The 25919-nt window shown below is 70.0% G+C and carries 22 protein-coding genes and 3 pseudogenes; 9 read left to right on the top strand and 16 right to left on the bottom strand.

Translation table 11 applies throughout. From position 1 onward, the window contains the following. The first annotated feature begins 221 nt into the window (after positions 1 to 221). On the top strand, positions 222 to 1775 hold the full coding sequence (locus ACZ42A_RS28650) for an RICIN domain-containing protein (protein WP_468530174.1): 1554 nt from the start codon (positions 222 to 224) through the stop codon (positions 1773 to 1775). Positions 1776 to 1870: 95 nt separating this feature from the next. On the opposite strand, the gene ACZ42A_RS28645 is transcribed toward ACZ42A_RS28650, so the two are convergent. Then, a complete protein-coding gene (locus ACZ42A_RS28645; RefSeq protein WP_468530173.1) occupies positions 1871 to 2788 on the bottom strand; it encodes an RNA polymerase sigma-70 factor in 918 nt (305 codons plus the stop codon). A gap of 194 nt (positions 2789 to 2982) precedes the next feature. Here ACZ42A_RS28645 and ACZ42A_RS28640 point away from each other — a divergent pair, with 194 nt between their 5' ends. Further along, positions 2983 to 3462 (top strand): carboxymuconolactone decarboxylase family protein, encoded by a 480-nt coding sequence (locus ACZ42A_RS28640; RefSeq protein ID WP_468530172.1) that lies wholly within the window; start codon positions 2983 to 2985, stop codon positions 3460 to 3462. A 151-nt stretch (positions 3463 to 3613) separates the two neighbouring features. On the opposite strand, the gene ACZ42A_RS28635 is transcribed toward ACZ42A_RS28640, so the two are convergent. Next, a complete protein-coding gene (locus tag ACZ42A_RS28635; protein WP_468530171.1) occupies positions 3614 to 4822 on the bottom strand; it encodes a lipase family protein in 1209 nt (402 codons plus the stop codon). A 164-nt stretch (positions 4823 to 4986) separates the two neighbouring features. On the opposite strand from ACZ42A_RS28635, the gene ACZ42A_RS28630 reads away from it, so the two are divergent. Together ACZ42A_RS28630 and ACZ42A_RS28625 are read left to right on the top strand one after the other, a co-directional pair. Next, on the top strand, positions 4987 to 6180 hold the full coding sequence (locus tag ACZ42A_RS28630; RefSeq protein WP_468530170.1) for a PucR family transcriptional regulator: 1194 nt from the start codon (positions 4987 to 4989) through the stop codon (positions 6178 to 6180). 121 nt (positions 6181 to 6301) lie between these two features. After that, a complete protein-coding gene (locus ACZ42A_RS28625) occupies positions 6302 to 6637 on the top strand; it encodes a hypothetical protein (RefSeq protein WP_468530169.1) in 336 nt (111 codons plus the stop codon). Positions 6638 to 6789: 152 nt separating this feature from the next. On the opposite strand, the gene ACZ42A_RS28620 is transcribed toward ACZ42A_RS28625, so the two are convergent. Beyond that, positions 6790 to 7683, bottom strand: coding sequence for a helix-turn-helix transcriptional regulator (locus tag ACZ42A_RS28620; RefSeq protein ID WP_468530168.1), 894 nt, complete (start codon positions 7681 to 7683; stop codon positions 6790 to 6792). Between the two features lie 191 nt (positions 7684 to 7874). Between ACZ42A_RS28620 and ACZ42A_RS28615 the strand changes: the two are divergent. The 3 genes and pseudogenes from ACZ42A_RS28615 to ACZ42A_RS28605 all read left to right on the top strand — a co-directional run. Further along, positions 7875 to 8311 (top strand): annotated as a pseudogene (locus ACZ42A_RS28615) (MDR/zinc-dependent alcohol dehydrogenase-like family protein); the annotation flags it as partial. A 13-nt stretch (positions 8312 to 8324) separates the two neighbouring features. Further along, positions 8325 to 8441: pseudogene (locus ACZ42A_RS28610) on the top strand (SDR family NAD(P)-dependent oxidoreductase); the annotation flags it as partial. A 241-nt stretch (positions 8442 to 8682) separates the two neighbouring features. After that, positions 8683 to 9030: a cyclophilin-like fold protein gene (locus ACZ42A_RS28605; RefSeq protein WP_468530167.1), complete on the top strand. Its 348-nt coding sequence runs from the start codon at positions 8683 to 8685 to the stop codon at positions 9028 to 9030. A gap of 267 nt (positions 9031 to 9297) precedes the next feature. On the opposite strand, the gene ACZ42A_RS28600 is transcribed toward ACZ42A_RS28605, so the two are convergent. The 8 genes and pseudogenes from ACZ42A_RS28600 to ACZ42A_RS28565 form a co-directional block, all read right to left on the bottom strand. Beyond that, complete coding sequence (locus ACZ42A_RS28600; RefSeq protein WP_468530166.1) at positions 9298 to 9582, bottom strand: alkaline phosphatase PhoX; 285 nt, start codon at positions 9580 to 9582, stop codon at positions 9298 to 9300. A gap of 161 nt (positions 9583 to 9743) precedes the next feature. Continuing rightward, positions 9744 to 10661: pseudogene (locus ACZ42A_RS28595) on the bottom strand (alkaline phosphatase PhoX); the annotation flags it as partial. Between the two features lie 127 nt (positions 10662 to 10788). Then, on the bottom strand, positions 10789 to 11478 hold the full coding sequence (locus ACZ42A_RS28590; protein WP_468530165.1) for a response regulator transcription factor: 690 nt from the start codon (positions 11476 to 11478) through the stop codon (positions 10789 to 10791). After that, on the bottom strand, positions 11475 to 12956 hold the full coding sequence (locus ACZ42A_RS28585) for a sensor histidine kinase (RefSeq protein ID WP_468530164.1): 1482 nt from the start codon (positions 12954 to 12956) through the stop codon (positions 11475 to 11477). Before ACZ42A_RS28585 ends, ACZ42A_RS28590 begins: the two co-directional genes overlap by 4 nt. After that, on the bottom strand, positions 12943 to 13428 hold the full coding sequence (locus ACZ42A_RS28580) for a hypothetical protein (protein WP_468530163.1): 486 nt from the start codon (positions 13426 to 13428) through the stop codon (positions 12943 to 12945). The genes ACZ42A_RS28585 and ACZ42A_RS28580 overlap by 14 nt, the downstream gene beginning before the upstream one ends. Before the next feature lie 211 nt (positions 13429 to 13639). Next, positions 13640 to 15094, bottom strand: a complete 1455-nt coding sequence (locus ACZ42A_RS28575) for a SulP family inorganic anion transporter (protein ID WP_468530162.1) — start codon at positions 15092 to 15094, stop codon at positions 13640 to 13642. Between the two features lie 8 nt (positions 15095 to 15102). Beyond that, entirely contained in the window at positions 15103 to 15681 is a 579-nt protein-coding gene (locus tag ACZ42A_RS28570) for a carbonic anhydrase (RefSeq protein ID WP_468530161.1), read from the bottom strand. Positions 15682 to 15803: 122 nt separating this feature from the next. Beyond that, complete coding sequence (locus ACZ42A_RS28565; RefSeq protein ID WP_468530160.1) at positions 15804 to 17243, bottom strand: alkaline phosphatase PhoX; 1440 nt, start codon at positions 17241 to 17243, stop codon at positions 15804 to 15806. A 211-nt stretch (positions 17244 to 17454) separates the two neighbouring features. On the opposite strand from ACZ42A_RS28565, the gene ACZ42A_RS28560 reads away from it, so the two are divergent. Continuing rightward, a complete protein-coding gene (locus ACZ42A_RS28560; protein ID WP_468530159.1) occupies positions 17455 to 18045 on the top strand; it encodes a TetR/AcrR family transcriptional regulator in 591 nt (196 codons plus the stop codon). 9 nt (positions 18046 to 18054) lie between these two features. Here ACZ42A_RS28560 and ACZ42A_RS28555 read toward each other — a convergent pair whose 3' ends face one another. After that, the gene (locus tag ACZ42A_RS28555; RefSeq protein ID WP_468530158.1) at positions 18055 to 19080 is read right to left on the bottom strand and encodes an SMP-30/gluconolactonase/LRE family protein; all 1026 of its coding nucleotides are present in this window, start codon (positions 19078 to 19080) and stop codon (positions 18055 to 18057) included. A 190-nt stretch (positions 19081 to 19270) separates the two neighbouring features. On the opposite strand from ACZ42A_RS28555, the gene ACZ42A_RS28550 reads away from it, so the two are divergent. Next, positions 19271 to 21079, top strand: coding sequence for a flavin-containing monooxygenase (locus ACZ42A_RS28550; protein WP_468530157.1), 1809 nt, complete (start codon positions 19271 to 19273; stop codon positions 21077 to 21079). A gap of 11 nt (positions 21080 to 21090) precedes the next feature. Here ACZ42A_RS28550 and ACZ42A_RS28545 read toward each other — a convergent pair whose 3' ends face one another. From ACZ42A_RS28545 to ACZ42A_RS28530, 4 genes are read right to left on the bottom strand one after another with little or no spacing between them, the layout of a single operon-like run. Then, positions 21091 to 22797: a glycoside hydrolase family 13 protein gene (locus ACZ42A_RS28545; RefSeq protein WP_468530156.1), complete on the bottom strand. Its 1707-nt coding sequence runs from the start codon at positions 22795 to 22797 to the stop codon at positions 21091 to 21093. Beyond that, a complete protein-coding gene (locus tag ACZ42A_RS28540; RefSeq protein ID WP_468530155.1) occupies positions 22794 to 23654 on the bottom strand; it encodes a carbohydrate ABC transporter permease in 861 nt (286 codons plus the stop codon). Before ACZ42A_RS28540 ends, ACZ42A_RS28545 begins: the two co-directional genes overlap by 4 nt. After that, a complete protein-coding gene (locus tag ACZ42A_RS28535) occupies positions 23654 to 24586 on the bottom strand; it encodes a carbohydrate ABC transporter permease (RefSeq protein WP_468530154.1) in 933 nt (310 codons plus the stop codon). Before ACZ42A_RS28535 ends, ACZ42A_RS28540 begins: the two co-directional genes overlap by 1 nt. 23 nt (positions 24587 to 24609) lie before the next feature. Beyond that, on the bottom strand, positions 24610 to 25854 hold the full coding sequence (locus ACZ42A_RS28530) for an ABC transporter substrate-binding protein (RefSeq protein ID WP_468530153.1): 1245 nt from the start codon (positions 25852 to 25854) through the stop codon (positions 24610 to 24612). Positions 25855 to 25919: the final 65 nt, after the last annotated feature.

The raw sequence follows: 25919 nt of genomic DNA, 5'->3' as shown, positions 1-25919 counted from the left end.
ACGGCCCGGGCGAGGTGGCCCGCTTCGACGTCCGCCGCGAGGGAGACCGCCTCCGTGTCACGACCGACAGCCCCTACCCATGGCGGCTGCGGATGGGGGCCCAGGCGGCACCGAGCACACCAACACCGCGGGGCAGGCGACGACCGACTTCCCCTACGAGGACTGAGCCCGCAGGGGCGTGGCCGCACTCACCGAAGGAGACCGGGATGAAGGGCTTGTTCATGGCATTCAGGACGTCGTGGCGGAGCCGGGGAAGGCGACCAGCGGTGCTCATCGCGGTGACCCTGTTACTGGCTGCGCTCCTGAGCGCGCTGGGGACCGCGGGGACGGCTCAGGCGGCCACCGTGGACACCAACGCCTGGTACGTACTGGTCAACCGCGCCAGCGGCAAGGCGCTCGACGTGTCCGGCGCGGACACGGCCAACGGCGCGGCCGTACAGCAGTACACCCGCCACGACGGAGCCAACCAGCGGTTCCAGTTCGTGGACTCGGGCGGCGGCTACTACCGGCTCAAGGCGCAGCACTCCGGCAAGGTTCTGGACGTCCACAACTACTCCACCGCCGACGGGGCCGACCTCGTGCAGTGGAGCGACCTCAACGGCACCAACCAGCAGTTCCGGCTTGCCGATTCACCGGACGGTTACGTCCGGCTGATCAACCGCAACAGCGGAAAGGCCGTCGAGGTCCAGGGCGCCTCCACCGCGGACGGCGCCAAAGTCGTGCAGTACACCGACTGGGGCGGTGCCAACCAGCAGTGGCGACTGGTCCGTGCCACGGGCGTGCCGGCACAGGTGCATACCGCGGGGCGGGTCAAGGACGCCGGAGACACGGTGCAGTACAGCTGGCCGGGCGTGTACTTCGAGGGCGTCGTCAGGGGCACCGGCGTGGGCATCGTGCTCGACGACTCGGCCGCCGACTACGACGTCCAGATCGACGGAGTCACCGTCACCACGCTCGTCACGCCCGGCGACACCACGCACTGGATCAACGGCCTGCAGGACCGTGAGCACACCGTCCGGCTCGTCAAGCGCAATGACAGCCCAGGGGACACCAGCACGTTCGGAGGCTTCGTGGCCGCGCCCGGCGGAGCCGTACTGGGCAAACCGAGGGCCCGCGACCGCCAGATCGAGTTCATCGGAGACTCCCTCACCGTGGGCTACGGCAACCTCTCGACCTCCCGCGACTGCACCTGGGAGCAGGTCAGGCGGACCACCAACACCGACGTGAGCTACGGCGCCCTCACCGCCCGGCGACTGAACGCCGACTACCAGATCAACGGCTACTCGGGCCTCGGCATGGTGCGCAACTACAACGGAGGCTCGCCGGATGTCACGTACCGCACCTACTACGACCGCGCCCTGCTGAACGTAGCCGGCGACGTCTGGCAGAACCCGGGCACCTGGCGCCCTCAGCTCGTGGTGGTCAACCTCGGCACCAACGACTTCTCGACCGCCGTCAATCCTGGCGAGCCGTGGACGCCCGACAGCCTCGCGGCCGCCTACCGCACCGCCTACGGCGACTTCCTCCAGAAGCTGCGCACGCGCTACGGGGCCACGACCACCATCGTGGCAGTCGGCGCCGGTCCGTACGCCGCCCATGTCCAGCAGGTGGTCAAGGCCCGCAACGACACCGGCGACAGCCGGGTCCGCTACTGGTTCCTCGACGACTCCGGGCTGGACTTCCAGGGCTGCCACTGGCACTACTCGGCGCACGACGACCGACTCATCGCCGACCGGCTCACATCGTTCATCGCAGGCCTGCCGATGGGCTGGTGAGACAGGGGTCCTGGCTCCGGGCCGGGGTGCGACGAACGGGCCGGCCACCCCGGCCCCACCTCATCGGGTGGACGCCTGGCGGAGCGGTCGACGACTCAGCGGCTTACAGGGGTCTCGCGGTCGATGCGTGACAGCTTCTCGGGGTTGCGCACGGCGTAGAGCCCAGTGATGAGGCCGTCGTCGATGCGCACCGCCAGGACGGTGTCGACCTTGCCGCCCAGCCGGAGAGTGAGCGCCGGGTAGCCATTGACCTGTGTCGGTTGCAGCAAGACCGCGGCGTCGATCCTGCCCAGCACGTGGGCCACCTTGTCGGCGCCCACGACTGGCGCCGGCGCGGCCTGTGCGATTCCGCCACCGTCAGTCAGCAAGACGACATCTGGCGCGATCATGTCGAGCAGGCGCTGCAGATCGCCCGTCTCGATTGCCCGTTGGAACGCCTCGAGCGCCCCGCGGGTCTCGGCCGGGGAAACGACCTCGCGCGGCCGGCGCTCAGCGACGTGTGCTCGCGCCCGGTGCGCGATCTGGCGGACCGCGGCCGGGCTCTTGTCGACGGCCTCCGCGATCTCGTCGTATCCCAGATCGAACACCTCGCGCAGCACGAACACTGCCCGCTCGACCGGGGCGAGCGTCTCCAGGACCAGCAGCATCGCCATCGAGACGCTGTCGGCCAGCTCGACATCCTCGGCCACGTCGGGCGCGGTCAGCAGCGGTTCGGGCAGCCAGGGGCCGACGTAGGACTCCTTGCGCCGGCGGAGCGTGCGCAGTCGGCTCAGCGCCTGTCGAGTGGTCATCTTGACCAGGTAGGCACGCTGATCCCGCACCGTGCGGAGGTCGACGCCCGCCCAGCGCAGCCACGTCTCCTGGAGGACGTCCTCGGCGTCGGCGGCGGAGCCGAGCATCTCGTAGGCGACGGTGAACAGCAGGTTGCGATGGGCGACGAACGCCTCGGTAGCGGAGTCCGTGTGGCCGTCCCGAGCGGGTGTCCCGGCTGTGTTCCCTGTCCGTCCGCTCATAGCCCGCTCCCGCTGTTCGCTCTCGACCGTGTCACGCACAAGACGCCGGCCCCAGCCGCTCTGTGACACCCACGATCGGTGGCCTACGTCACATCACCGCGCTGTCACAAGGATCGACCGGATGGCATCTCGTGTTCGTCAGGACGCCGCGAACGATCCGCGCGGCGAGCAACTCGACGAGTGAGGACGACATCATGGAACCCCGTTTCAACCTGTTCGACAGCCCGACCGCCGCCAAGGTCGCCAAGCGGTTCTACAACGCCTCGTTGCCCTTGGAACAGTCGACGCTGCCGAAGACCCTGAGGGAACTGGTGGAGCTGCGGGTCGGCCAGATCAACGGCTGCGGCTTCTGTGTTGACATCCATACCAAGGAGGCCGCGGCCGCCGGTGAGACCGCGCTTCGGCTCAACCTGGTCGCCGCCTGGCGCCATTCCACCGTGTTCACCGAGGCCGAGCGGGCCGCGCTGGCGCTCGCCGAGGAGGGCACCCGGCTCGGCGAGCACGGCGTGTCGGACGAGACCTGGGCCGAGGTACGCAAGCACTACGACGACGACCAGGTCGGCGCGCTGGTCTGCCTGGTCGCCCTGATCAACGCGGCCACCCGGATGAACGTGATCGTGCACAACCTGGGGGGTTCGTACGAGCCCGGCATGTTCGCCAGTATGTCGAGCTGATCGGCAGGCGAAACGCGGCCCGACCCAGGCTCGTTCGTTCCGGGTCGGGCCCGCGCATGTCCGGCTTGCAAGAGGCGCCCGGTCCAGCTCGCCGGCGCCGCCGGTCGGGGGTGGGTCCGGGGCGACCGGGATTTTGCACAGGTGGTCGAGGTCAGCAGTCGTTCCCCGCCGGCCGGCCCTCGATGCGGTCCGCCAGCCAGTCGACCGTCGCCGGGGCGGCGGCGTAGAAGGTGGCGATGTGGGTGGGCACCACGTAGGTGTCCCAGTCGACGGACGTGCCGAGTCCGCACAGCCGGTCCTTGAGCTCGGTGCCCGCCCGGTACGGGATCACGTCGTCCAGGCGCGAGTGGTAGAGCCGCACCGGCACCGCCGGACGGTGCTGCCCGGCCTGCTGCTCGGTGAGCCGGCCGCGCCAGTCGGCCCGCGCGAACGGGTCCTCGGTGGTCAACCGGTCCCAGCTGTGCATCCCGTACTTGGCGGCGATCTCCAGGGTGCAGTCATCGGAGATGTCGGCCAGGAGTTCGCGGCCGTGGTCGGTGAACAGCTCCTCCAGCGGGAGTTCGGGGTACGCGTGCTTCAGACCCACGGCGGCGGTCAGGCCGAAGCCGAAGGCCGGACTGCCGTCCACTCCCTGCGCGACCACCAGCAGGTCCGCGGCCGGCGCCCCGACCGAGGCGCCGCGCAGGTGCAACTCCGGTGCGTACTCGGGCTGGAGCTCGGCTGCCCAGCCGGCCGCCTGGCCCCCCTGCGAGTAGCCGGCGATGACGACCGGGGCGTCGGGCGTGATGCCCGTCTCGGGCAGCCGCTGGGCGGCGCGCACCGAGTCGAGCACGGCCTGGCCCTCGGCCCGTCCGTTGACGTAGCTGTGCCCGCCGGGGGTGCCGAGCCCCTGGTAGTCGGTGACGACCACGGCCCAGCCGCGGTCGAGCATCGACTTGATCACGACGCTCTCGTACTGGGTGCCGTCGGCCAGCGCCCGCGAGGGGGCGCATCTGTCGCCCAGACCGTGGGTGCCGATGGCGTGCGCGACCACCGGGCGTGGGCCCGGCCCCTTGTACGGCGCCTCGGGGACGAGCACGGTGCCGGAGACGGCGATCCGGCGGCCGTCGGCGTCTGCGGAGCCGTAGAGCAACTGCCAGGAGCGGACGTGCTGATCGATCAGGCCGGTCGGCTCGACCTGGAAATCGGCGGATCGGTACCGGATCACCTCGCCCGGCCCGATGGTGAGTTCACCGGGTGGTGGGGTGTAGAAGGCGTCGTGGAGGTCACCGCTGTCCACGCCGGCGGCGGGCGTGGCCGTCGCGATCACGGTGGCCAGCAGTGCGGCGAACGCGGGCATGACGGTGCGCAGGAATCTCATGGGTGTCCCTGGGTGGGTGAGGGCGACGAGGTCGTGCACCGATGATCGACCGCATGTACGCATGGGGTGATGGGGCGTCGGACAGAATGTGAAGCCCCATCGTGTGATCCACGACAATGACAAATGATGTTCGGCAATGTCGTAAGAATGGCTAGGATGCGGCTATGCCCGATAGCCCCGTCATCGCCTCCTCGACGGATCGACGAATCGGCTTACTGGCCACCGCGCTCAACGCGCGGCTGACCGAACTGAGCGAACGCGCCGTCGAACGGATCCTCGCGCCTTCCGGCACCATCGCCTACCACCAGCTGGTCCCGATCGAGGAGCTGCGCGGCTCCTGCCGTGCCCACCTGACCTTCACTCTGCGCACTCTGACAGGCCGCCACGGCGCCGCCCCGGCGACGGCCACCGCACTCCGCCGGGCCGGCCAGGGCGTCCCGCTGCCCGCCGTGATCGCCGCCTACCACGCGGGCGGCCGGATGCTGCTCGAGGAGCTCACCGCCGAAGCGCGCAACGCGGGCCACGGCGGACTGGAGGCGCTGCCCGACGGCGCGACCCGCCTGCTGGGGCTGATCGAGACAGGCACCCACGAGATCACCACCGCCTACCAGCACGCGCCGTCGGCCGTCGCCGGCCCGGCGGGCTCCCCGGCCCTCACCGCACTCTTCGACGGCACCGCCCACACCACAGAGGCGCTCTGGCAGGCCGCGGACGCCCTGCGCCTGCCGTACGACGGCCTGTTCGTGGTGCTGGTCGCCGATCCGCGGCCCGGACCGGCGCCGGAGATCGGCAACCGGCTCGCCGCCCACGGCATCGCCTCCGCCTGGAGTCACACCGCCGGCCTGCTGGCCGGGCTGGTCTCGGTCCGTGATCAGCGCACCCTGGGGCAGCTGCTGGTCGTGCTTCAGCGGTCGGCCACGCTTCGTTACGGGATGAGCCCGGCCTTCACCAACCTCGCCGACTGCGCCACCGGCCTGCGGCTGGCGCGGCTCGCCCTGGCCACCGCCGACCCGGCAGGCCCGCCCGTCGCCGGCTTCGACGACGGCCCGCTCGCCGGGCTCGTGGTGCACTCCCCGGACGTCGCCGCCCGGATGGCCCGCTCGGTCCTCGGCCCGCTCCTCGATCTCCCGGCCGAGCAGCGCACTGTCCTGATCGGCACGCTCGACGCCTGGTACGCGGCCTCCGGCTCCACGGAGGAGGCCGCGCAGGCCCTGCACTGCCACGCCAACACCGTCCGCCAACGGCTACGCCGAATCCGGCAGCTCACCGGGCGCGACGTCACCGACCCGGTCAGCACGGCCGAGTTGTACGCCGCGCTCCAGGCTCTCCGGGTGCTGCCGAGCTCAGTCCTGCGCTGACCGGCGCGTTCCTGACCCGGTGCGTGCGGACGAGTGGTCATGGGTCTTAGTGCTTTCTGCCGAGGCGTATTGCGCCAAGAGACCGATTCCCGCCCGCCCGGGCGCCCATAGCGTGAGCCGCATGAGCGACCCAGCGCACAAGACCACCCGCGAACGCGCGATGGACGTCGTCCGGGGCTACACGGACCGCGACCCCATCGCCGTTCGGGAGGCGTTGGCCAGTCTGGACGTACGCGGCTGGATAGAGGTGTACGCCGTCCTGAGTGGTCTGTTGCGCTCCACCATCAGCATCATGGAGCTGACCGGCAAGCAGTGGTCGGGAGTCGTGCACATGACGGCCGTGGGCGTCGTCGTTCTGGGCCTGGCGCTGTGGGGCAGGACCGGACTTCTCGATGTTCTCAAGGAGTTCCTCGCGACCGTCACCGCGCTCGTGAAGGATCGGCCTTCCGGCGTCTGACACGCTTACCGTGGCGTACGGGGATCAGACTCTCGCCGGCTTCGTCGTCGATGCCACCTGCCTGCGAAGCCGGCGAGACCACCAAGTCCCTTCGTCGACCGGGAGCGCATCGACGGACCGCGCTGAGCCCCCGCAGCGCGCCGATCGGCTTGCTATGTGCCGGGCTCGCTGAGGGAAGGGGAAGCCGACAGGTGCTGGTCGGCGGCCCACGAGGCGAGGATGCGCAGCCGCTCGTGGGTGGGGGAGCCCGGGGCGGCGGTCCAGACGGTCAGGTGCTGGTCGGGGTCGGTGTTGGCGGTGTAGGTGTCCCAGTCCAGGACGAGTTCGCCGACGACCGGGTGGTTGAGGGTCTTGGTGCCCACAGTGCGGGCGGCGACCTTGTGGTCGCCCCACCACTTGGCGAACTGCTTGTCCCGCGTGGACAGCTCACCGACCAGCTCGATCAGCCGGGGGTCATCGGGATATTTCGCGGCCTCCATCCGCAGCTGCGCCACGGCGATCTGCGCGGAGGCCTCCCAGTCGGCGTACAGGCTGCGCATCGCCGGATCGGTGAAGATGATCCGCGGGTAGTTGCGGTGCTTCTCCGGCAGGTGGGAGAAGTCGGTGACCAGCGCGGCAGCCAGCGCGTTCCAGGCCAGGACGTCCCCGCGGCGGCCCTGCACGATGGCCGGGGTGGCGGTGAGGTCGTCCAGGACGCGCTGCAGCTGCGGCTGGACCTTCTGCCTGCCGCGCCGCCGCGTGCGGGGCGTGGTCTTGCCCGCGAGCTGGAAGAGATAGCCGCGCTCGTCGTCGTCCAGATGGAGGACGCGAGCGAGTGTGTCCAGCACGGGAGCGGAGGCCTGAAGGCGGCCCTGTTCGAGCCGGGTGTAGTAGTCGGTGCTGATCGAGGCGAGCTGGGCGACCTCCTCGCGGCGCAGCCCTGCGACCCTGCGGGGCCCGCCCGTATCCGGCAGCCCGACCGTGCGCGGGCTCAGTTCGGAACGGCGTTTCTTGAGGAATTCTCCCAGCTCATTGAGGGGGATGCTGCTGGTCATGTTCCCCAGCATGGCATCGATCGCGCTCCGGGAAAGGGGGAGAGTTTCCTCCCAGGATGTTTCCTTCCGGGGATGGATCTCTCCGCTTTTCACGCCTGTGCCCGGGTGTGAGCCTCGTTGTCGAGCAGCCCGGAGCGCACCGCATTGCGCACTCGTGTTCGGGGCTGTCCTCCAGAACCGCACGCACCCAAGGAAGCGACCTCATGCGTGGAGCAGTGATTCATGCCTCCGGCGATATCCGTTTCGAGGAGCGTGACGATCCGAAGATCGTCCAGCCGACGGATGCGATCATCCGGACCGTGGTGACGTGTGTGTGCGGTTCGGACCTGTGGGCCTACCGCGGCACGGACCCGGTGGCCCCGCGCGGGCTATCAGTCGTCGTGTGTGAACCGCGAGTTCATGAGTACCTGCCAGGCCGAGTACGCGCGCATTCCCAACGCCCAGGGCGGAGTTCCTGCCCAGCCTGCTGGCGCTGTCCGACGTGATGGGCACCGGCTGGTACGCGGCCAGGGCCGCCGAGGTCAGGCCCGGTTCCACCGCCGTGGTCGTCGGTGACGGCGCGGTCGGCCTGTGCGGCGTGATCGCGGCCAGGGAGCTGGGCGCGGAGCGGATCATCGCGATGAGCCGGGACGAGAGCCGGTTCTGCCCGGCATGCCCTCGGCCGCGGCACCGTGCTGTTCGTCAACGGCGGCAACGCCGTACGCCCTCACCCTGAGCGGGCCGGCACCTCGATCGCCTTCGCCGGTGAGAGCGCCTACGCCCAGATGCTTACGGCTTCCGCCACTACGCCGAGCCCCTGCCCGAGTGACCCCCAGGGGGAGATCCTTGATTCCGGCCGCCATACCCGGTCTCGTCCGTGCCGTCCCGGCCGCCGCGCTGTTGCTGGCTGTGGCCGCGTGCACGCATGAGTCGCCGTCGTCCTCCGCCATGCCTCCGGCCACCTCCGTTCCCTCATCGCAGGGAACGTCATCAGTCCCGTCACCGACCACGACTTCTGGCAGGACAACCGCCATGAACATCCGCCTCACCGTCGACGGCCACCCCGTTTCGGCCACCCTGAATGACAGCGCCGCAGCCCGCGACTTCGCCGCTCTCCTCCCGCTCACGCTGAATCTGAGCGACTTCCACGAGACGGAGAGGATCGCCGACCTGCCCCGTCGGCTGTCCACCTCAGGTGCCCCGGACGGAGCCGAACCGAAGGCCGGTGACCTGGCCTACTACGCACCCTGGGGCAACCTGGCCATCTTCTACCGTGACTTCCCCTATTCCGAGGGACTGATCATCCTCGGCCACGTGACCGACGACGGCACCGACCGCCTTGCCAACGCCGACAAGATCACCATCGAAGCCGCCTCCTGACCGAGCCCGCCGCGCACTCGTCCGATCGAGGAGAGAACACGCGCGCCATGGGAGTCATGATCGGCGGGCTGGTCCTCGCGTGTGCGCCCGGCCTCGACCTGGTCACCGGCGTCGCGACCATCGGGCTCCTCCTGAATTCGGTCCCCGTGCTGCGCCTCCGGCGAGCTGAACTCCCGGGAGCGCGTCGAGGCCGCTGACACCTCGTACCTGGTGATGCAGGGCTGGGCGTACCGAGTCCTCGACGCGTCCCTCGTTCTCGGTCGAAGGCTAGAGGGCGCCCCGAGACCAGGGCCCGGTGATCGCGAAGGTGATGCCGGGGGTCTGGACGTTCACGAACAGCCAGTTGCCGTTCTTCGGTTCGAAGACCGAGCCGGCCCACTCCGAGCCCCGGTGGTCGGCCGCCGGGACGTTCTTGCCCGCGGTGCCGCCGCGCAGATCCACGCTGTTGGCGGCGAAGCGGAAGATCTCGCCCTGCGGGGTGAGGCCGTGGACGTACTCCGTGCCTCCGCCGTCCTCACAGAGCACCAGGCCGCCGCGCGGGCTGACACACATGTTGTCCGGCGCGTTGAGGACCTCGGCGCCGGGCGAGGCGAAGAGCACCCGGAACTCGTCGGTGGCCGGGTCGAGTTCGAAGACCTGGCCCTGGCGGGCGGGACCGCCGTCGGGGTGATGACGTAGATGCGGTCGTTGCCGTACCAGGCACCCTCCAGGCGGCTGAACACCGCGGCACCGTTCGCCTGCGCCTGGAGGCGCACCGTGTCCGTCAATGGGTCCACGTCCTCCACCGGCACCCAGGAGACGGTGCCGTAGGCCTTCTCGCCGTCGAGGCGGGTGTCGTACGACGCGCTGCCGATGCGCAGGGCCACCAGTCGGCCGCCCTTGGACAGGTCGCCCGGGACCGCGGGGATGAAGCGGTACAGCGAGGCGTCACCGCGGTCCTCGGTCTCGTAGACATAGCCCGTCGCCGGGTCGACGGCGATCGCCTCGTGGTTGAACCGGCCCATGGCCGTGTACGGCTCGGGGTTGCCCTTGCCCTCGGACGCCACCTCGAAGATGTAGCCGTGGCGCTTGCCGGCGGTCGTGGAGAAGGTTTCCTCGCAGGTCAGCCAGGTGTTCCATGGGGTGGGACCGCCGGCGCAGTTGCGGATGGTGCCACCGAGGCTGCCGTAGGACTCCAGCCACTGGCCGGCGTCGGGGTCGAAGACCAGGGTGGTGGTGCCGCCGCCGGCCTCCGGGTTGTAGGCGGGGGCGGTGAAGGCGGGCCCGGCGCCGCGCTCGTGGTTGCGGACGAGGTGGACCTTGTCGCCGTAGCGGAAGGCCGCCATGCCGTCGTGCGAACCCGGGGTGCGCACCCCGTCGTCCATGAGGTCGTTCGTCCACCCGTAGGAGATGTACTCGAACCCGCGCGGCAGCTGGAGCAGTTCCAGGCCGGTCGCCTGGTCCTTCACGGGGCTCAACGGGCCGTATCCGGCGTCGAATTCCAGCTTGACCGGTTCTTCAGCCGCCGCCGTGCGCGCGGCGAGTGCCTGGAAGGGGACGGACGCGGCCGCGGCCACCGCTGCTCCGCGCAGGAGGGTACGTCGTTCGAAACCAGGACCCGTGGTCGGTCTGCCGGAGGTCGTGCCTGTCATGGGAGTCCTCTCGATGCGGCGAACGGGAAGAACGGGGGGCGGCCGCCGTCACCCTAGGAGCGAATCCCTCGTCCGATGCCCAACGGGAAGTGAGCGTTGGGAGAACCTCTCGCAGCCTTGCCCGGCGTCACGCGAGTTCGTCGCCGCCCAGCCGGTAGCCCTGCCCCCGCACCGTGGTGATCCTGGAGGCGCCCAGCTTGCGGCGGAGGTAACGGACGTACACGTCGACGACGTTGGAACCCTCGGACGCCTCGTACCCCCAGACGTCGGAGAGCAGGTCCTCCCGGCTGAGCACACTGCCGGCGTTGCGCATGAGGTGTTCCAGCAGAGCGGCCTCCCGGGCACTGAGCTGGAGGATCCGGCCGTCGACATAGGCCTGGCGGGTGCGGGTCTCCAGGGCGATTCCGGCACGGCGCAGGACGGAGCTGTCGGTCTCGCGCAGGCGCAGACGCAGCCGGACCCGGGCGAGGAGTTCCTCGAAGCTGAAGGGTTTGGTCATGTAGTCGTCGGCGCCGCCCTCCAGGCCGTACACCGTGTCGGCGACGGTGTCCCGAGCCGTGAGGATGATGACGGGGAGGGCACTGGACGCCGCGCGGAGGCGGGTGACGACGGTGAAGCCGTCCTCGCCGGGGAGTCCGATGTCGAGGATCATGAGGTCGTATCGGCCGGACATGGCCGCGCGGCGGGCCGTCTCGCCGTGGGTGACGACGGTGGTGCGGAACCCGTGGGCGGTGAAGCGTTCCGAGAGGTAGGAGGCTATGTGGGCCTCGTCCTCGGCGATGAGTATGTGGCGGCGGCGCTGGTTGCTCTGGCTCATGGTCTCTGACGGCCGCCGTTCAGGGCGTGCGTGACGTACGGGATGCGCAGGGTGAAGGTCGCGCCCCGGCCCGGAGCGCTGTCCACCCGAACCTCGCCGTGGTGCGCCTCGGCTATGGCCTTGACGATGGCGAGTCCGAGGCCCGCTCCGGTCCGGCCCCGGCTCTCCTCGGCACGCGCGAAACGCTCGAAGATGCGTTGCTGGTCCGCGAGCCGGATGCCGGGGCCGGTGTCCTTGACCCACAGTTCGACCCTGTCGGACCCGGGCCGTCCGCCGATCCAGATCCGGCCGTGTTCCTCGGTGTGCTGAGCGGCGTTCTGGGCGAGTTGGATCATGGCCTGGGTGAGGAGCTGGCGGTCGGCGTGGAGGGTGTCGAGATGCGGGTACTCCACGAAGTCGAGAAGCCAGCGGCGTTCGGCGAGCGCGGCGGCTTTCACGTACACCTCCTCGATCAGTTCGGACAGCGAGATGTCCTCGGGGCGCAGCGCGTCCGGGCGGCGGGCCTTGGCCAGCATCAGCAGCTCCTCTGCCATGCGGTGCATGCGGTGCAGTTCGTCGGTGATCACCGCCACCGTCTGGGAGCGGTCCGCCGGGTCGTCGGGGAGGGTTTCCAACTGGCTGAGCACGATGGTGATCGGGGTGCGCAGTTCGTGGCCCACGTCGTTCATGAACTGACGCTTGGTGGTGAAAGCGTCGTCAAGGCGCTCGAGCATGTCGTTGAAGGTGCTCGCCAGTTGGCCGATCTCGTCCCTGTCGTGCACGGGGATGCGGCGGGTGATGTCCGACTCGTGGATCGAGCGGGCGGTGTCCCGCAGGACCCGCAGCGGAGCGACGATACGGCTGGCGAAGATCCAGCCGACGCAGGCGGAGAGCAGCAGGGCGCCCAGGCCGAGATAGATCTGGGTGCGGATCGACTCGTTGATGTGGTCGCGTTCCTGCTGCGTGAAGGTGGCGATGACGAGGACGCCCCGCGCGGAGTCGCCCGCCACCGTGACGGGCACGGCCACGAACCGCACGGAACCCGCCGCGCTCCTCGCGTCCCCGTAGGAGGGCGAGCGGACCGCGGCGGCCCTGCTCATCAGCCCATGGTCGGTGTCCAGGCGGGCCGGCGGCTCTTCGGCGGAGCGGCGGTACGGATCTCCGTCGACCAGGGTGATCAGCGTCTGGCCGTGCTCCGGTATATGAGCCCCCAGGTAGGAGACGAAGAGTGCACGGACTCCGCCGGGGGCCGGACCCGAACCGCCCGCGGTCTCGGTCGCGAAAGAGCGGAATGCCTCGAGGTCGTGGGCGAGTTCGCGGTCGACGCGTTCGTTCAGGCGAGCCGTGAGGATGAACGATTCCGCACCCGTGAGGCTCGCCAGAGTCAGCCCGACGAGCACCAGCATCCGCCCCAGCAGACGCACACGGATCGACCGGAGCGGGTGGCGCCCGGGCATGCCGACGGCCTGCTTCGGCGGTGCGGGCTCAGCCGTCCTCACCGGTGTCATCGTCGCTTCCGTCGTCGTCACCGTCATCGCCTGCCGGTGTGCTCGGGGCCGCCGGGGTGGCCGAGGCGGCGGGGCTGGGGGTGGGTGCCGGATCGTCGTCGGGCGTCGCCCCGGCGGGGACGGGGGGCTTCGGTGCCACGGGCTGCGCTTCGTCCGTCGTCTCGGGGGCCCTGTCCTCCGGCTGCTCCGCACCGGTGGGGGCGATGGCGTCCCTTTCGCCGTACTCGTCGGGAGTCCGTGTCGTCGCCCGGGGAGACGGTGGCCGGGTCCGCGTCCGTTCCGTCGCCCGGCTGTCCGCTGACGGTACGGAACCGGAACCGCGCGTGGGTCCGGGTCCGGTGCGGCCGACGACCACGGGCTCACCGAGATCCGGCGGCGGCGCCTGATGAGCACCGGTCACGGGGATTCCGACGAGCAGAATCGCGCCGGCGGCGAGAGCGGCGAGACGCTGGCTGCGGGTCACGCGGGTACGACCTCCTCGGTGTCCTGGGGTGAGGGCCTTCCGGCTTCGGACCCGGACTGAAGAGGTACCAGCGGAGTCCGGCGGCGGCCTGCTGGGCGCATGACCTGCGCCTGAACTTTGGGTGTGAGCGATGCGGCGACTGTGTGCGCGGGGGCGGCACCCGTACGGCACCGCCCCCGCGCCCCGCGCAGAGGACCGTTCAGACGGCCACTCAGACGGCCATGATGACCTTGGCCGACGCGGTGTCGGTCGTTCCGTGCCGCTCCGCCCAGTTCTCCAGGGCGGTACGGCAGGCGTGGTCGAGGTGGTGGACCCGGGAGAGGTCCAGCTCGACGGGGCGGTCCTGCGGGATCGCTTCCAGGGCGTCGAGGATCTTGGGCAGCCGCAGGAACGTCGCGTTGCCGCTCAGGTGGGCCTGCACGGGTCCCGCGCCCTTGTCGACGATCTCCAGCTTGACGTGGGACGCCTCCCAGGCCGTCTTGACCACAGCGAGCGCGAGGCCGATCAGTACGCCCTCGAACATGCTGATCGCGACGATCGACACCGCGGTGACGACGAGGATCACGGCCTCGCCGCGGTGCCCGCGCCAGAGGGCGGCGAGGCCCTTGACGGGGATCAGCTTGAAACCGGAGTGGACCAGGACGGCCGCGAGCGCCGGGATCGGGATGACACCCAGCGCGGCCGGGAGCAGGGCGGCGAACAACAGCAGCCAGGCGCCGTGCATCACCCGGGACGCCTTGGTCCGGGCACCCGCCTGGACGTTGGCCGCGCTGCGCACGATCACCGCGGTCATCGGCAGGGCGCCGAGCAGGCCGCAGACCGTGTTGCCCACGCCCTGGGCCATCAGCTCCTTGTCGTAGTGCGTGCGCGGACCGTCGTGCAGCCGGTCCACGGCCGCCGCGCTGAACAGGCTTTCCGCCGAGGCGATCAGCGTGAACGCCAGGATCGTGCTCACCACGCCGATGTCCGCCAGTTCCCCGAAGGCGGAGGGTGCGGGCGGCTGGATCACCGAGACGAGACCTTCCACCGTGACCTTGGTGACGGGGAGGCCGAGGCTCAGGGAGGCGAGGGTGGCGAGCGCGACGGCCGCGAGCGGTCCGGGCACGAGGCGGACCTTCTTCGGCAGCCTCGGCCACAGCAGCAGTACGGCGATCGTGCCCGCGCCCAGCAGCAGCGACGCGACGGCCGGGGCGGAGTCCAGCGAACCGGCGAGCATCCCCGGCAGCCCGGCGATCTTGTCGATGCCGGAGGACGGTGCCTTGCTGTGGGTCATCGCGTACAGCTGGCCGGCGATGAGCACCAGGCCGATCCCGGCGAGCATGCCCTCGACCACGGCGACGGAGATGGCCCGGAACCAGCGGCCCCACCGCAGCGCGCCCATGCCGAGCTGCAACAGGCCCGTGGCCAGCACGATCACACCGAGCGTGGCGAGCCCGTGCGCGTGCACGGCCTCGAAGACCAGCACGGTCAGCCCGGCGGCCGGGCCCGACACCTGGAGGCTGCTGCCCGGCAGCATGCCCGTGACGAGACCACCGACGATGCCGGTGACGATGCCGAGTTCGGCCGGCACTCCGGAGGCGACCGCCACGCCGACGCACAGCGGCAGGGCGACGAGGAACACGACGATGGAGGAGGCGAAGTCCTGCTTGAGGTAAGCGGTGTTCATCGGATGCCTCACAGCGTCTCGAAGGAGTCGGACTCGGTCCGGTACGCCAGCACGGCGCCGGTGTGGACCTCGTAGAACCAGGCGTGGACCCGCAGTCGCTCGTCGCGCAGGCGGGCCTCGACGCACGGGTACGACATCAGCCGGAGCATCTGCCCCAGCACGTGGTGCTGGACCGCCTCGGCGACCGCGGGGTCGTCCTGTGAGCCGGTCGGCTGCCGGGCGGCGTGGCCGAGCCAGTCGCGCACCGCCGGCACGGCCGACAGGTCGTCGCCGCGTACCAGCGCACCGACCGCGCCGCAGTGGGAGTGCCCGCACACCACGATGTCGCGGACCCCGAGCACCTCGACGGCGTACTCGATCGTCGCGGCCTCGGAGGTGGGGCCCGCGTCGTACGGCGGCACGATGTTCCCCGCCGTCCGCAGTTCGAAGAGCTCACCCGGGCGGGCACCGGTGATGAGCGAGGGGATGACGCGGGAGTCGGAGCAGGTGATGAAGAGGGCGTACGGCGACTGCCCTGCGGCGAGCCGGCCGAGGTCGGCGCCCTGGGTGCCGGCGAAGGTGCGTGCGTGAGCGATGAAGGGTTGCATGGAGGTCCCTCGTGAGGAGAGGTGGCGCTGGCAAGGGGGCGGCAGCGGCGCGGCGTTGAGCCACTGCCGTCGAACCGGTCGAGCCGTGGGGGGAGTCGTAGGGGCGAGAGGAACCGGCGGAACTAGTCGTCGCCGTCGTCGCCCGACCACGGGCCGGTGATGGCGAGGAGGATGCCGGGGTCCTGGATGTTGGCGAACAGCGTCCTGCCGTCGGCGGAGAAGGTGACGCCGGCGAACTCGCTGTACTCCGGGGCCTCCGGGGTGCCGACGTTCAGCTCGTTGCGGGCGATGGGGTAGGTCTGGCCGTCGGCGGTGGCGCCGAAGAGGTGGGAGACACCCTCGCCGTCCTCGGCGATCACCAGGCCGCCGAACGGGGAGACGGTGATGTTGTCGGGGCCGTCGTAGGGGCCCTCCTGGGAGGTGTCGGTGTTGACGGCCAGCAGCACCTTGAGGGTGATCGTGCCGCTGCGCGGGTCGTAGAACCACACCTGGCCGTCGTGCGGGGTGCCGGGACTCTCGGTGCGGGCGTAGCTGGAGACGAAGTACGCGCCGCCGTCGCCCCACCACATGCCCTCGAGCTTGCGGGAGCGGGTGATCTCACCGGCCAGGAACTGCTTGCGCACGGAGGTGGTACGGGCGTCCCGGTCAGGCACCTTCACCCAGTCCACGCGGTAGACGGTGCCGACCCGCGTGGCGCGGGAGAGGTCGTCGACGTACTGGCCCGCGGAGTCGAAGCACTTGAGTGCCTCCAGCACGCCCGCGTTGTCGGCCAGGGCCCGCAGCTTGCCGGGGCCGTGGGTGAAGCCGACCGGCGGGGTCCATCGGTAGAGCAGGCCGTTGGGCTTGGAGGCGTCCTCGGTGAGGTACAGGTGGCCGCGGTAGGGGTCGACCACGACCGCCTCGTGGGCGTAGCGGCCGAGGGCCTTGATGGGCTTGGGGTCGAGGTTGGCCGCGCTGCCGTGCCGGGGGTCGACCTCGAAGACGTAGCCGTGGTCCTTGGTCATGCCGTTGATGCCGGCCTTGTCCTCGGTCTCCTCGCAGGTGAGCCAGGTGCCCCAGGGGGTGACGCCGCCGGCGCAGTTGGTGGACGTACCGGCGATGGCGACCCATTCGCGCACCGAGTCGCCGGACACCTCGACGACCGTGCAGCCGCCGGCCGCCGCCGGGTCGTAGACCAGGCCGTCCAGATGCGGAACGGGGTGCTCGGCCACGCCCAGCGGGTCGTCGATCTCGTGGTTGTTCACCAGCACGGTCACGGCGTCGTCGTCATCGTCGTCGCCGGCCGCGAAGGCGCCGGTGCCGTCGTGGTTGCTCGGGGTGGTCTGGCCGGACTCCAGGGTCGTGACGCCGGTGCGGGTCAGGATCCGGTAGGAGAAGCCCTCGGGCAGGGCGAGGATGCCCTTGGGGTCCGGGACGAGCGGGCCATAGCCGACGCCGCCCGTCGCGGCCGTGTCGGCGACGGCTCCGGGCGCCGTGAGCAGCGCCTCCACACTGCCGATGAGCATGACCCCGGCACCGGCCAGCGCCGATCGGCTCAGCAATTCCCTGCGGTTCAGCGGCATCTCGTCTCCCGAGCGGAGTGGTGAGCGGAAGGCGGCCGCCCGTGGAGGACGGCGCTCCGCCATGCTGACCAGCCGGGACGAACCTCAGCGGAAGTCAAGGAGAAGTCATGAATGTGCGGTTCTCATGTTTCTCATCCGCGAGAGATACGTCCGCCTCCGCGTGACGCTCGCTCGCCGCCCCCTGGTCGTGGGGGCCGGATATCCTCCCGGGGTGACGCAGCAATCTCCGCCCGGTGAACGACGGTCCGCGAATGAGGGACCCAAGGCCGCCGCCCGCAACCGGGCCGCCCTCGTCGCCGCCGCCCGGGAGATCTACGCGGAGTCCGGCCTGCAGGCTCCGCTGTCCGCCGTCGCGCGGCGCGCCGGGGTCGGACAGGGTGTGTTGTACCGGCATTTCCCCGACCGGGCGGCCATGGCGATCGCCGTACTGGAGGAGAACGTCCGGCAGATCGAGCAGGCGGCTGCCGCGGACGACGCGGACGTCGCGCGGGTCCTCGGGGTGCTGACGTGGCACCAGACGGAGTCGGCTGCCTTCGTCGGTGTTCTGCACGCCGAGGGAGCGGGCGGCTCCGGCACCCCCGCCTATGCCCTGGCCCTGTCTCGGCGGGTTGAGCGAGCCCTGCGCCGGCATCTGCCGGACGGTCATCCGCTGGCTGCTCGGCCCGGGGATCTGATGCTCGCCGTCGCGATGGTGTCCGGTGCCGTCACCGGTTCCACCCGGGAGCAGCGGGAACGCCGTGCGCTGGCGGCCTGGCGGCTGCTCGGTGTCGAGGTGGGAACGGTTCGGCCCTTCGAGGGGTGAACGGCAGCGTCAGCCGCCGTTGGACTGGCGGATTCCCTCCGCCAGTGCGTCGAAGGCATACAGGTAGCCTCCGGCGGGGCCGCTGACGGTCATATAGGCCCTGGTCCCTCCGGGTGTGATGGCCACGTTGGTCGCCGATTCGAGGCCCTCGGCAGCGCGGGCGGGGACCTCGACGGTCGCCAGGCGTTCACCGTTCCTGCTGTACACGGCCATCGCCGGCCTGCCGTGCAGCCCCTGGTAGAGGTTGCCGTCGGCGTCCACGGCGATCGAGTCGGTCTGGGCGATCCCGCCGTCGACCCGGATCGCGGTATGCCGCGAGGCCACGCGGCCCTTGTCGTCCAGCAGCAGGTAGGAGATGCGGTTCTGGGTGAGCTCGCTGAGCCACAGCCCGCGGTAGTCCGCGTCGAAGGAGATGCCGTTGGACGCCGCCAGGCCGTCCGCCAGGACGGTGGCCTTCCGCCCGTCACGGTCGACGCGCACCACACGGCCGGTCGCCTTCCCTTCGGACAGGCCGCGTGAGTCGCTGATGTACAGGTTGCCGTCCTGGTCGAAGGCGAGGTCGTCGGGATTCATCGGCGCTCCCTCGATCTCGCCCGAGAAGAAGGTCCGCGGGTCGCTGCCGTCCGGGGCCAGGCTCATGATGTCGCCGTGGGCGAAGTCGGTCAGGTACAGGCGTCCGTCGTACGGGCTGAACTGGGCCGAGGTGTAAGCGCCGCGATCGTCGGTATGCAGCCGGCGCCAGGTCTTCTCGCGGACGTCGACGCGAAGCACCTTCGGTTCGCCGGCGGGTGCGGTGACGTCGACGACGAGCAGCTTGCCGTCCTCGTCGAACGTCGGCCCCTCCAGCAGGGTCATCCCGGTCTTCTCGTGCACCTCCGTCAGCCGCAGCACCTTCTGCGCGCGGATGGTCCTCTCGCCGCGGGCGTCGGCCGCCGTGTCCGCGGGGGAACCGGCCGCCTGCGTACCGCACCCGGTGAGGGCCAGCACGCCGATCGCGGCGAGCCCGGAGAGGGGCCGGATCGGGAGTCGTCGCATGACATCACTCTTCCTGTCCGAGGGGCCGAGGGTCCGAGGGTGTGCGGACGCAACCTCCGCCACCAACCGGACAGTATTGTCCGGTCCTTGTTACCGTAGTGCACGGCTGCTCAAGTCCGCTGATTTCCCGCGCAGTTCGCGGACGAGATGGCCCTACGGCAGCGAACCGGAAGGAACGAGGTCCCCCCACATGGCGAATTCGCACCAGTTGTCGGCCAAGGCGCTCGCCGACCTGCGGGAGCGTTACCGGATGGAACGGGAGCGGCGGGTACGGCCCGACGGCACCCGGCACTATCTCGGCGCCGCCGCCGAGTTCGGCTACTACGCCGAGGATCCGTACGCGGGGGAGCTGGCCGAGCGGGAGCCGCTGCGGGACCGGGTGGACGTCGCGGTTGTCGGGGGCGGCTTCGGCGGCATTCTCGCCGGGGCGCGGCTGCGCCGGCGGGGCGTCGAGCGCATCCGCGTCATCGAGACGGGAGGTGACTTCGGAGGGACCTGGTACTGGAACCGGTACCCGGGCATCCACTGCGACATCGAGGCGCACGTGTACCTGCCGCTGCTCGACGAGACGGGCTACATCCCGGAGTGGAAATACGCGCCCGGTGAGGAGATCCGCCGCCACGCGGTGCGGATCGCGGAGAAGTTCGACCTCTGTACCGACGCTCTGTTCTCCACCTCGGTCACGTCGTTGACCTGGGACGACACAACCGAGACGTGGGTCGTCACGACCGACCGGGGCGATGAGTTCCGGGCCACGTACGTCGTCACGGCCACCGGCACCTTGTCCGAGCTGAAGCTTCCCGGCATCCCAGGCATCGAGACTTTTCGGGGCCACACCTTCCACACGTCACGCTGGGACTACGGATGCACCGGCGGCACCCCGGACGGCGGCCTCTCCGGCCTGGCGGACAAACGGGTGGGCGTCGTGGGCACCGGCGCCACCGGCGTCCAGGTCGTGCCGAAGCTGGCCGAGGACGCCCGGCACCTCTACGTCTTCCAGCGCACTCCCTCCACAGTGGACGTGCGCGCCAACCGGCGCACCACCGCGCAGGACGTCGGCGCCGACCACGACGGCTGGGCGCGTGAGCGCCGCGACAACTTCCTGCGCATCGTCTCCGGCGAGACCGTGGAGGAGGACCTCGTGGCGGACCAGTGGACCGCCTCGGCGGGCCTGCTGGAGAAGCTCCTGCCGAGCTTCCGCCGCCACGGCGACCGGGCGGCCTTCGAAGCGGCCTACGAGGCCGCGGACGCCGCCAAGATGAACGAGATCCGCGACCGCGTCGAGCAGATCGTCGCCGACCCGGAGACGGCGGAGAAGCTCAAGCCCTGGTACCGGTACGCCTGCAAGCGCCCCACCTTCTCCGATCTGTACCTCCAGACGTTCAACCGCGACAACGTCACCCTGGTCGACACCGCGGACACCCACGGCATCGAGCGGATGACCGAGCGCGGCGTCGTGGTCGGCGGCACCGAGTACGAACTCGACTGCCTGATCTTCGCCACCGGCTTCTCCGTGGGCGTGTCCGGCATCTCCTCGGGCAGGCTGCCTGTCCGCGGCCGGGACGGCGTCCTGCTCCAGGACGCCTGGCGGAAACAGGGGCCGCGCACCCTGCACGGCTTCACCAGCAACGGCTTCCCCAACCTCATCCAGCTGGGCGGGGCGCAGAGCGCCGCCAGTGTCAACTTCACGCATGTGCTGGACGAACACGCCGTCCACGCGGCGGCCCTCATCGCCGCCGCCGAGGCCGAGGACGCCCTGATCGAACCGTCCCGCGCGGCCGAGGACGCCTGGATCACCGCTCTGGCCGAGGGCGCCGCCGACCACGAGTGGTTCCACGCGGAGTGCACCCCCGGCTACTACAACGCCGAAGGGCGCGGCCGGCCGAACGGCCCCATCGCCTACCCCCACGGTGCCTTCGCCTTCCACAACCTGCTCCGACGCTGGCGGACGGAGTCCCTGGGCGAGGTCCTGCGCACCAGAACCGTCGCCCGGAACTAGAGCGAGGCTGCTCACCCGTCGCGGCGGTGTACGCGGGCCTCCCAGGGGGCCAGCGTCAGCGTCGCCTCCAGGGGTGCGGCGTCCTGGACGTTGCCGATGACGAGGTCGGCGTGCTCCCAGTCGGCGGGGAGGCGGACCGGTGCCGGCTCGCTCGTGAAGTTGCCGAGGACGAGGAGCCGGGTGTCCTCGTAGCGCCGGGTGAAGGCGTACACGCGCTCGTCGTCCGGCAGCAGGGGGGTGAAGTCGCCGTGGGCCACGGCCGGTTCGGTGTGCCGTAGGGCGATCAGGCGGCGGTAGTAGTGGTACACGGATGTGCTGTCCGTGGTGGCCAGCCGGGCATTGATCTCCTTGTGGTTGGGGTGGACGGGGATCCAGGGCTCGCCGGTGGTGAAGCCGGCGTGGGGGGAGGCGTCCCACTGCATGGGGGTGCGGGCGTTGTCGCGGCTCATGGCGTGCAGCGCTTCGAGGACGCGTTCCGGGTCCTCGCCGTTCGCGACGGCGTGGGCGTAGTGGTTGAGTGACTCGATGTCCCGGTAGTCGTCGATCGAGGTGAACGCGACGTTGGTCATGCCGAGTTCCTCGCCCTGGTAGATGTAGGGCGTTCCGCGGTGCAGGTGCAGGACGGTCGCCAGCATGGTGGCCGACCGCACCCGGTGCCGCGGGCTGTCGTCGCCGAAGCGGGAGACGACGCGGGGCTGGTCGTGGTTGTTCCAGTAGAGGCTGTTCCAGCCGGTGCTGTTGAGACCTGCCTGCCAGCGACCGAGCGACGCCTTGAGGTCGCGCAGGCGCAGCGGCCGGACGTCGAACTTGCCGTTTCCCTGGTCGAGACCGACGTGTTCGAACTGGAAGACCATGTCGACCTCCGCGCGGGCGGGGTCGGTGAAGAGCCTGGCCTCCTCGACCGTCACCCCGGGCATCTCGCCGACGGTGAGGAGACGGTCCTCGTGGTCGGCGAAGACCTCGCGGTGCATCTCCTGGAGGAACTCGTGGATGCGGGGCCCGCAGACGAAGGACGGAGAGCCGTCGCCGTAGAGGCTGCCCTCGGGCACATGGCCGTCCGGCAGGGCGGGGTCCTTGGAGATGAAGTTGATGACGTCCATACGGAAGCCGTCGACGCCGCGGGCGAGCCACCAGCGCATCATGGCGTACACCGCCTGACGGACCTCGGGGTTCTCCCAGTTCAGGTCCGGCTGCTTGCGGGAGAAGAGGTGGAGGTAGTACTCGCCGCTGCGGGGGTCGTACTCCCACGCCGGTCCGGAGAAGGCGGAGCCCCAGTTGTTCGGTTCGGCTCCGGGGGTGCCGGGTTCCATGCCGGGGCGGGCGGGCCGCCACCAGTACCAGTCGCGCTTCGGGCTGTCGGGGCCGCTGCGGGCTTCGGCGAACCAGGGGTGCTCGTCGGAGGTGTGGTTGACCACCAGGTCCATGACCAGCTTCATGCCGCGGTCGTGGACAGCGGCCAGGAGTTCGTCGAAGTCCTTCAGCGTGCCGAAGACCGGGTCGATGTCCTGGTAGTCGCTGATGTCGTAGCCATTGTCGTCCTGCGGTGACGGGTGGACGGGGGACAGCCACAGGACGTCGACGCCGAGGTCGGCGAGGTAGTCCAGGCGGCCGGTGATGCCGGGCAGGTCACCGATGCCGTCACCGTTGCTGTCGGCGAAACTGCGGGGGTAGATCTGGTAGACGACGGCCGATGTCCACCAGGGGCGCGTCTCGGTCACTTGACGGAACCTCGCATCACTCCGGAGATCACCCAGCGCTGGGCGAAGACATACACGAGGAGAACCGGTGCCAGCGCCATCAGGTACGAGGCGAAGGCCACGGTGTAGTTGGTGTTGAACTGGCCTTGGAAGACGTACTGCGCGAGGGGCAGCGTCTGCGCGCCGGGGTCGGAGAGGACGACCAGCGGCAGCAGGAAGTCGTTCCAGGCCCACAGGCAGGTGAGGATGCCGACGGTGGCGTTCATCGGCATGAGCAGGGGGAAGATGATCCGCCAGAAGATCGTCCAGGTGCCGGCGCCGTCGGTGCGGGCCGCTTCCTCGATCTCGGTGGGTACCGACCGCAGGAAGCTGACGTACAGGAAGATGTTGAAGGCCAGCCCGTAGACGACGTACAGCAGGATCAGTCCGGCCTGGTTGTCCAGGCCCAGCAGAGCGGTCTGCTTGACGACCGGGAGCATGATGATCGGGAACGGGACGAACAGGGCCGACACGAAGTAGTAGTACAGCCCCTTGAAGAACCTGCGGTGCATGTTGCGGGCGATGGCGTAGGCGACCAGGGAGTTGGTCAGCAGCGTGAGCACCACCGCGCCCACCGTGATCAGGGCGCTGTTCATCAGCGCCGAAGGGAAGTTCGTCAGCTTCCAGGCGTCGGAGAAGTTGCTCCAGCGGATCTCCGTGGGCAGGCCGAACCCGGAGCCGCCCAGCTGGTCGGGGGTCTTCAGAGCGGTGACGACCGTGAAGTAGAGCGGAACGAGGACCGTCAGGGACAGTACGGCCATCAGGGCCGTCAGCCACCAGTTGACGCGCGGTCTGCTCGGCCGCGGGACGGACACGGTGCGGGGGACGGTGGCGGACATCAAAGGCTCCCCTCGCGGCGCTGGAGCACGCGCAGCTGGAAGATCGAGATCGCGATGATGCAGAGGAAGAAGACCACGGCGTTGGCCGTCTGGTAGGCGTACTCGCCGCCGTTGAGACCGCCGTTGTAGATGAGATACGCGACGGACGTCGTCGACGTTCCGGGACCGCCCTTGGTCAGGGCGGCGATGTGGTCGAAGACCTGGAGGAAGTTGCGCAGCGCCAGGACCATGTTGATGGTCACGAACGGTCCGATGAGCGGGAGGGTGACGGACCGGAACCGCTGCCAGGCGCCGGCGCCGTCCAGGGTGGCGGCCTCGTACAGTTCCTCGGGAACGGTCTGCAGCCCGGCCAGGAAGATGATGACGTTGAACGCCACGGCCTGCCACACGGCCAGTGTCACCACGCCCACCCAGGCCAGATCGGGGTCGGCGAGGATGCTGGTGCTCAGTGCCTCGACGCCCAGTCTGTCGGCGATGTAGGGCAGGGAGTCGGAGAAGAGGTAGTTGAAGACGTAGCCGACGATGAGGATCGCCAGCACGTTGGGGACGAAGAACACTCCGCGCAGGGTGTTGCGGAAGCGGATCCTGCCGTTGAGGCCCAGGGCGATGGCCAGCGCGATGAGGTTGGTCAGCACGGTGGCGACGACGGCGAACCGGAACGTGAAGACGTAGCTGTCCCAGATACGGCTGTCCTGGAAGAGGTTGAGGTAGTTCTTCAGCCCCACGAAGTCGTGGCGGCCGTAGCCCGCGTAGTCGGTGAGGCTGTAGTACATGCCCTGCAGCACCGGGAAGGTATGGAAGACCAGGAACAGGGCGAGCGCGGGGAGCACCATCAGGTAGTAGGCCCGGCCCGTGGACCGACGGGGGCCGGAGCGCGCCGGTTCGCCGGGCTCCGCGGGTGCGGGGCGCGGGGGAGCGGTGACCGCTGCCATTGTCTTTCCTCCTTCTGCGGCGGTCAGGACCGGCGCTCGATGACCTTCGTGTACTCGCTGTCGAGGGTCCGCAGGAACGCGTCCTGTCTGCCGTCGATGAGGAACTGCTGGGCTATCGCCTCGAGGTTGACGGCCCGCGGTATCCGGTGATCGACGAAGCCGGTGATCCGGCCGTCGGTGAGGTACGGCCGCAGCGGCCTGAGCGCGGGGTCGGAGGGCGCCGTGCCCTTCAGTGTGGGAATGGCGCTCTGCTCCTCGGCGTACGCGCTCACCACTTCGGGCCGCATCAGGTAGTTGATGAACGCCAGCGACTCCTCGCGGTGCCGGGGATCGCGGCCCATGGTGAGCGCCACGTCCACACCCGACACCAGGCGGGTCGCCGCGGGGTCGTCCCCGGCGGGGAGAGGGAACAACCCGATGTCGAACTCCGGCTTGAACGACTTGACGGGCGGCAGGGCGTAACTGCCCTGGATGTACATGGCCGCCTCGCCCCTGGCGAAGGCCTGGTTCGCGGCGTTGTAGTCGCGGGAGAACGTGTCCTTCTGGGTGTGGCGGTAGATCTCCGTGAGCTTCCGGGCGACCTCGGGGTACTCCTCGCTGAAGCTGGTACGGCCCTGGACGCGGGCGTCCCAGAAGTCGTCGGACGGGACGGCGTTGGCGGCGAGCTGGTTGAACGGCGGCATCGAGGTCCAGGCGTCCTTCAGGGCCCCGTAGAAGGGAGTGACTCCGGCCTCCTCGAAGGTCTTCGCCGCGTCGATGAACTCGTCCCAGGTGCCGGGGACCTCGACCCCGTGCTCGGCGAACAGGTCCTTGTTGTAGAGGACGCCGCTGGCGTTCGAGGCGAAGGGCAGCCCGTTGACCTCGCCCTCGCCCGCGGTGCCGAGGTCGTTCAGCACCTCCTTCACGCCGGGCAGGATCCCGTCCGCCACCTTCTCCCGGGAGAAGTCGTGGAACACCCCGGCCGAGGCCAGTTCGCCGAAGGTGCTGTTGCCGTTGAGGGTGATGACGTCGGGAACGTTGTCCTTCACCAGCCGGGCGCGGATGGCGGTGTCCGGTTCGGGGACGTGGTGCTGCTCCACCCGGATGCCCGGGTGCTCGGCCTCGAAGCCGGCGATGAGCCTGTCGAACGTCGCCACGGCCTCGGGCTTGAACTGGAAGAAGTCCAAGGTCACCGGTTCGTCCCCGGACGGGAACGGGGAGCCGCAGGCGCCGAGCAGCAGGGCGGCCAGGCAGGCGGACAGGGCGGCCCTGCCTCTTGCACGGATCATGGTTCTCTCCTGGTGGCGGAGCGGGTGCCGGGCGCGATGGCGGAACACCGGGCGCTCGCTCGCGA

The sequence above is a fragment of the Streptomyces sp. NPDC030838 genome (assembly GCF_055572035.1).
The sequence above is the reverse complement of the archived record's forward strand: the minus strand, read 5'-3'. Positions and strand labels throughout refer to the sequence as shown.

What these genes read in the sequence shown, in the direction of transcription:
- ACZ42A_RS28640 (WP_468530172.1), top strand. Translation starts at nt 2,983, where the DNA reads ATGGAACCCCGTTTCAACCTGTTCGACAGCCCGACCGCCGCCAAGGTC.
- ACZ42A_RS28570 (WP_468530161.1), bottom strand. Translation starts at nt 15,681, where the DNA reads ATGCAACCCTTCATCGCTCACGCACGCACCTTCGCCGGCACCCAGGGC.
- ACZ42A_RS28620 (WP_468530168.1), bottom strand. Translation starts at nt 7,683, where the DNA reads ATGCTGGGGAACATGACCAGCAGCATCCCCCTCAATGAGCTGGGAGAA.
- ACZ42A_RS28555 (WP_468530158.1), bottom strand. Translation starts at nt 19,080, where the DNA reads ATGCGACGACTCCCGATCCGGCCCCTCTCCGGGCTCGCCGCGATCGGC.
- ACZ42A_RS28605 (WP_468530167.1), top strand. Translation starts at nt 8,683, where the DNA reads ATGAACATCCGCCTCACCGTCGACGGCCACCCCGTTTCGGCCACCCTG.
- ACZ42A_RS28535 (WP_468530154.1), bottom strand. Translation starts at nt 24,586, where the DNA reads ATGGCAGCGGTCACCGCTCCCCCGCGCCCCGCACCCGCGGAGCCCGGC.
- ACZ42A_RS28645 (WP_468530173.1), bottom strand. Translation starts at nt 2,788, where the DNA reads ATGAGCGGACGGACAGGGAACACAGCCGGGACACCCGCTCGGGACGGC.
- ACZ42A_RS28575 (WP_468530162.1), bottom strand. Translation starts at nt 15,094, where the DNA reads ATGAACACCGCTTACCTCAAGCAGGACTTCGCCTCCTCCATCGTCGTG.
- ACZ42A_RS28590 (WP_468530165.1), bottom strand. Translation starts at nt 11,478, where the DNA reads ATGAGCCAGAGCAACCAGCGCCGCCGCCACATACTCATCGCCGAGGAC.
- ACZ42A_RS28565 (WP_468530160.1), bottom strand. Translation starts at nt 17,243, where the DNA reads ATGCCGCTGAACCGCAGGGAATTGCTGAGCCGATCGGCGCTGGCCGGT.
- ACZ42A_RS28635 (WP_468530171.1), bottom strand. Translation starts at nt 4,822, where the DNA reads ATGAGATTCCTGCGCACCGTCATGCCCGCGTTCGCCGCACTGCTGGCC.
- ACZ42A_RS28625 (WP_468530169.1), top strand. Translation starts at nt 6,302, where the DNA reads ATGAGCGACCCAGCGCACAAGACCACCCGCGAACGCGCGATGGACGTC.
- ACZ42A_RS28650 (WP_468530174.1), top strand. Translation starts at nt 222, where the DNA reads ATGGCATTCAGGACGTCGTGGCGGAGCCGGGGAAGGCGACCAGCGGTG.
- ACZ42A_RS28540 (WP_468530155.1), bottom strand. Translation starts at nt 23,654, where the DNA reads ATGTCCGCCACCGTCCCCCGCACCGTGTCCGTCCCGCGGCCGAGCAGA.
- ACZ42A_RS28530 (WP_468530153.1), bottom strand. Translation starts at nt 25,854, where the DNA reads ATGATCCGTGCAAGAGGCAGGGCCGCCCTGTCCGCCTGCCTGGCCGCC.
- ACZ42A_RS28600 (WP_468530166.1), bottom strand. Translation starts at nt 9,582, where the DNA reads ATGTGTGTCAGCCCGCGCGGCGGCCTGGTGCTCTGTGAGGACGGCGGA.
- ACZ42A_RS28630 (WP_468530170.1), top strand. Translation starts at nt 4,987, where the DNA reads ATGCCCGATAGCCCCGTCATCGCCTCCTCGACGGATCGACGAATCGGC.
- ACZ42A_RS28550 (WP_468530157.1), top strand. Translation starts at nt 19,271, where the DNA reads ATGGCGAATTCGCACCAGTTGTCGGCCAAGGCGCTCGCCGACCTGCGG.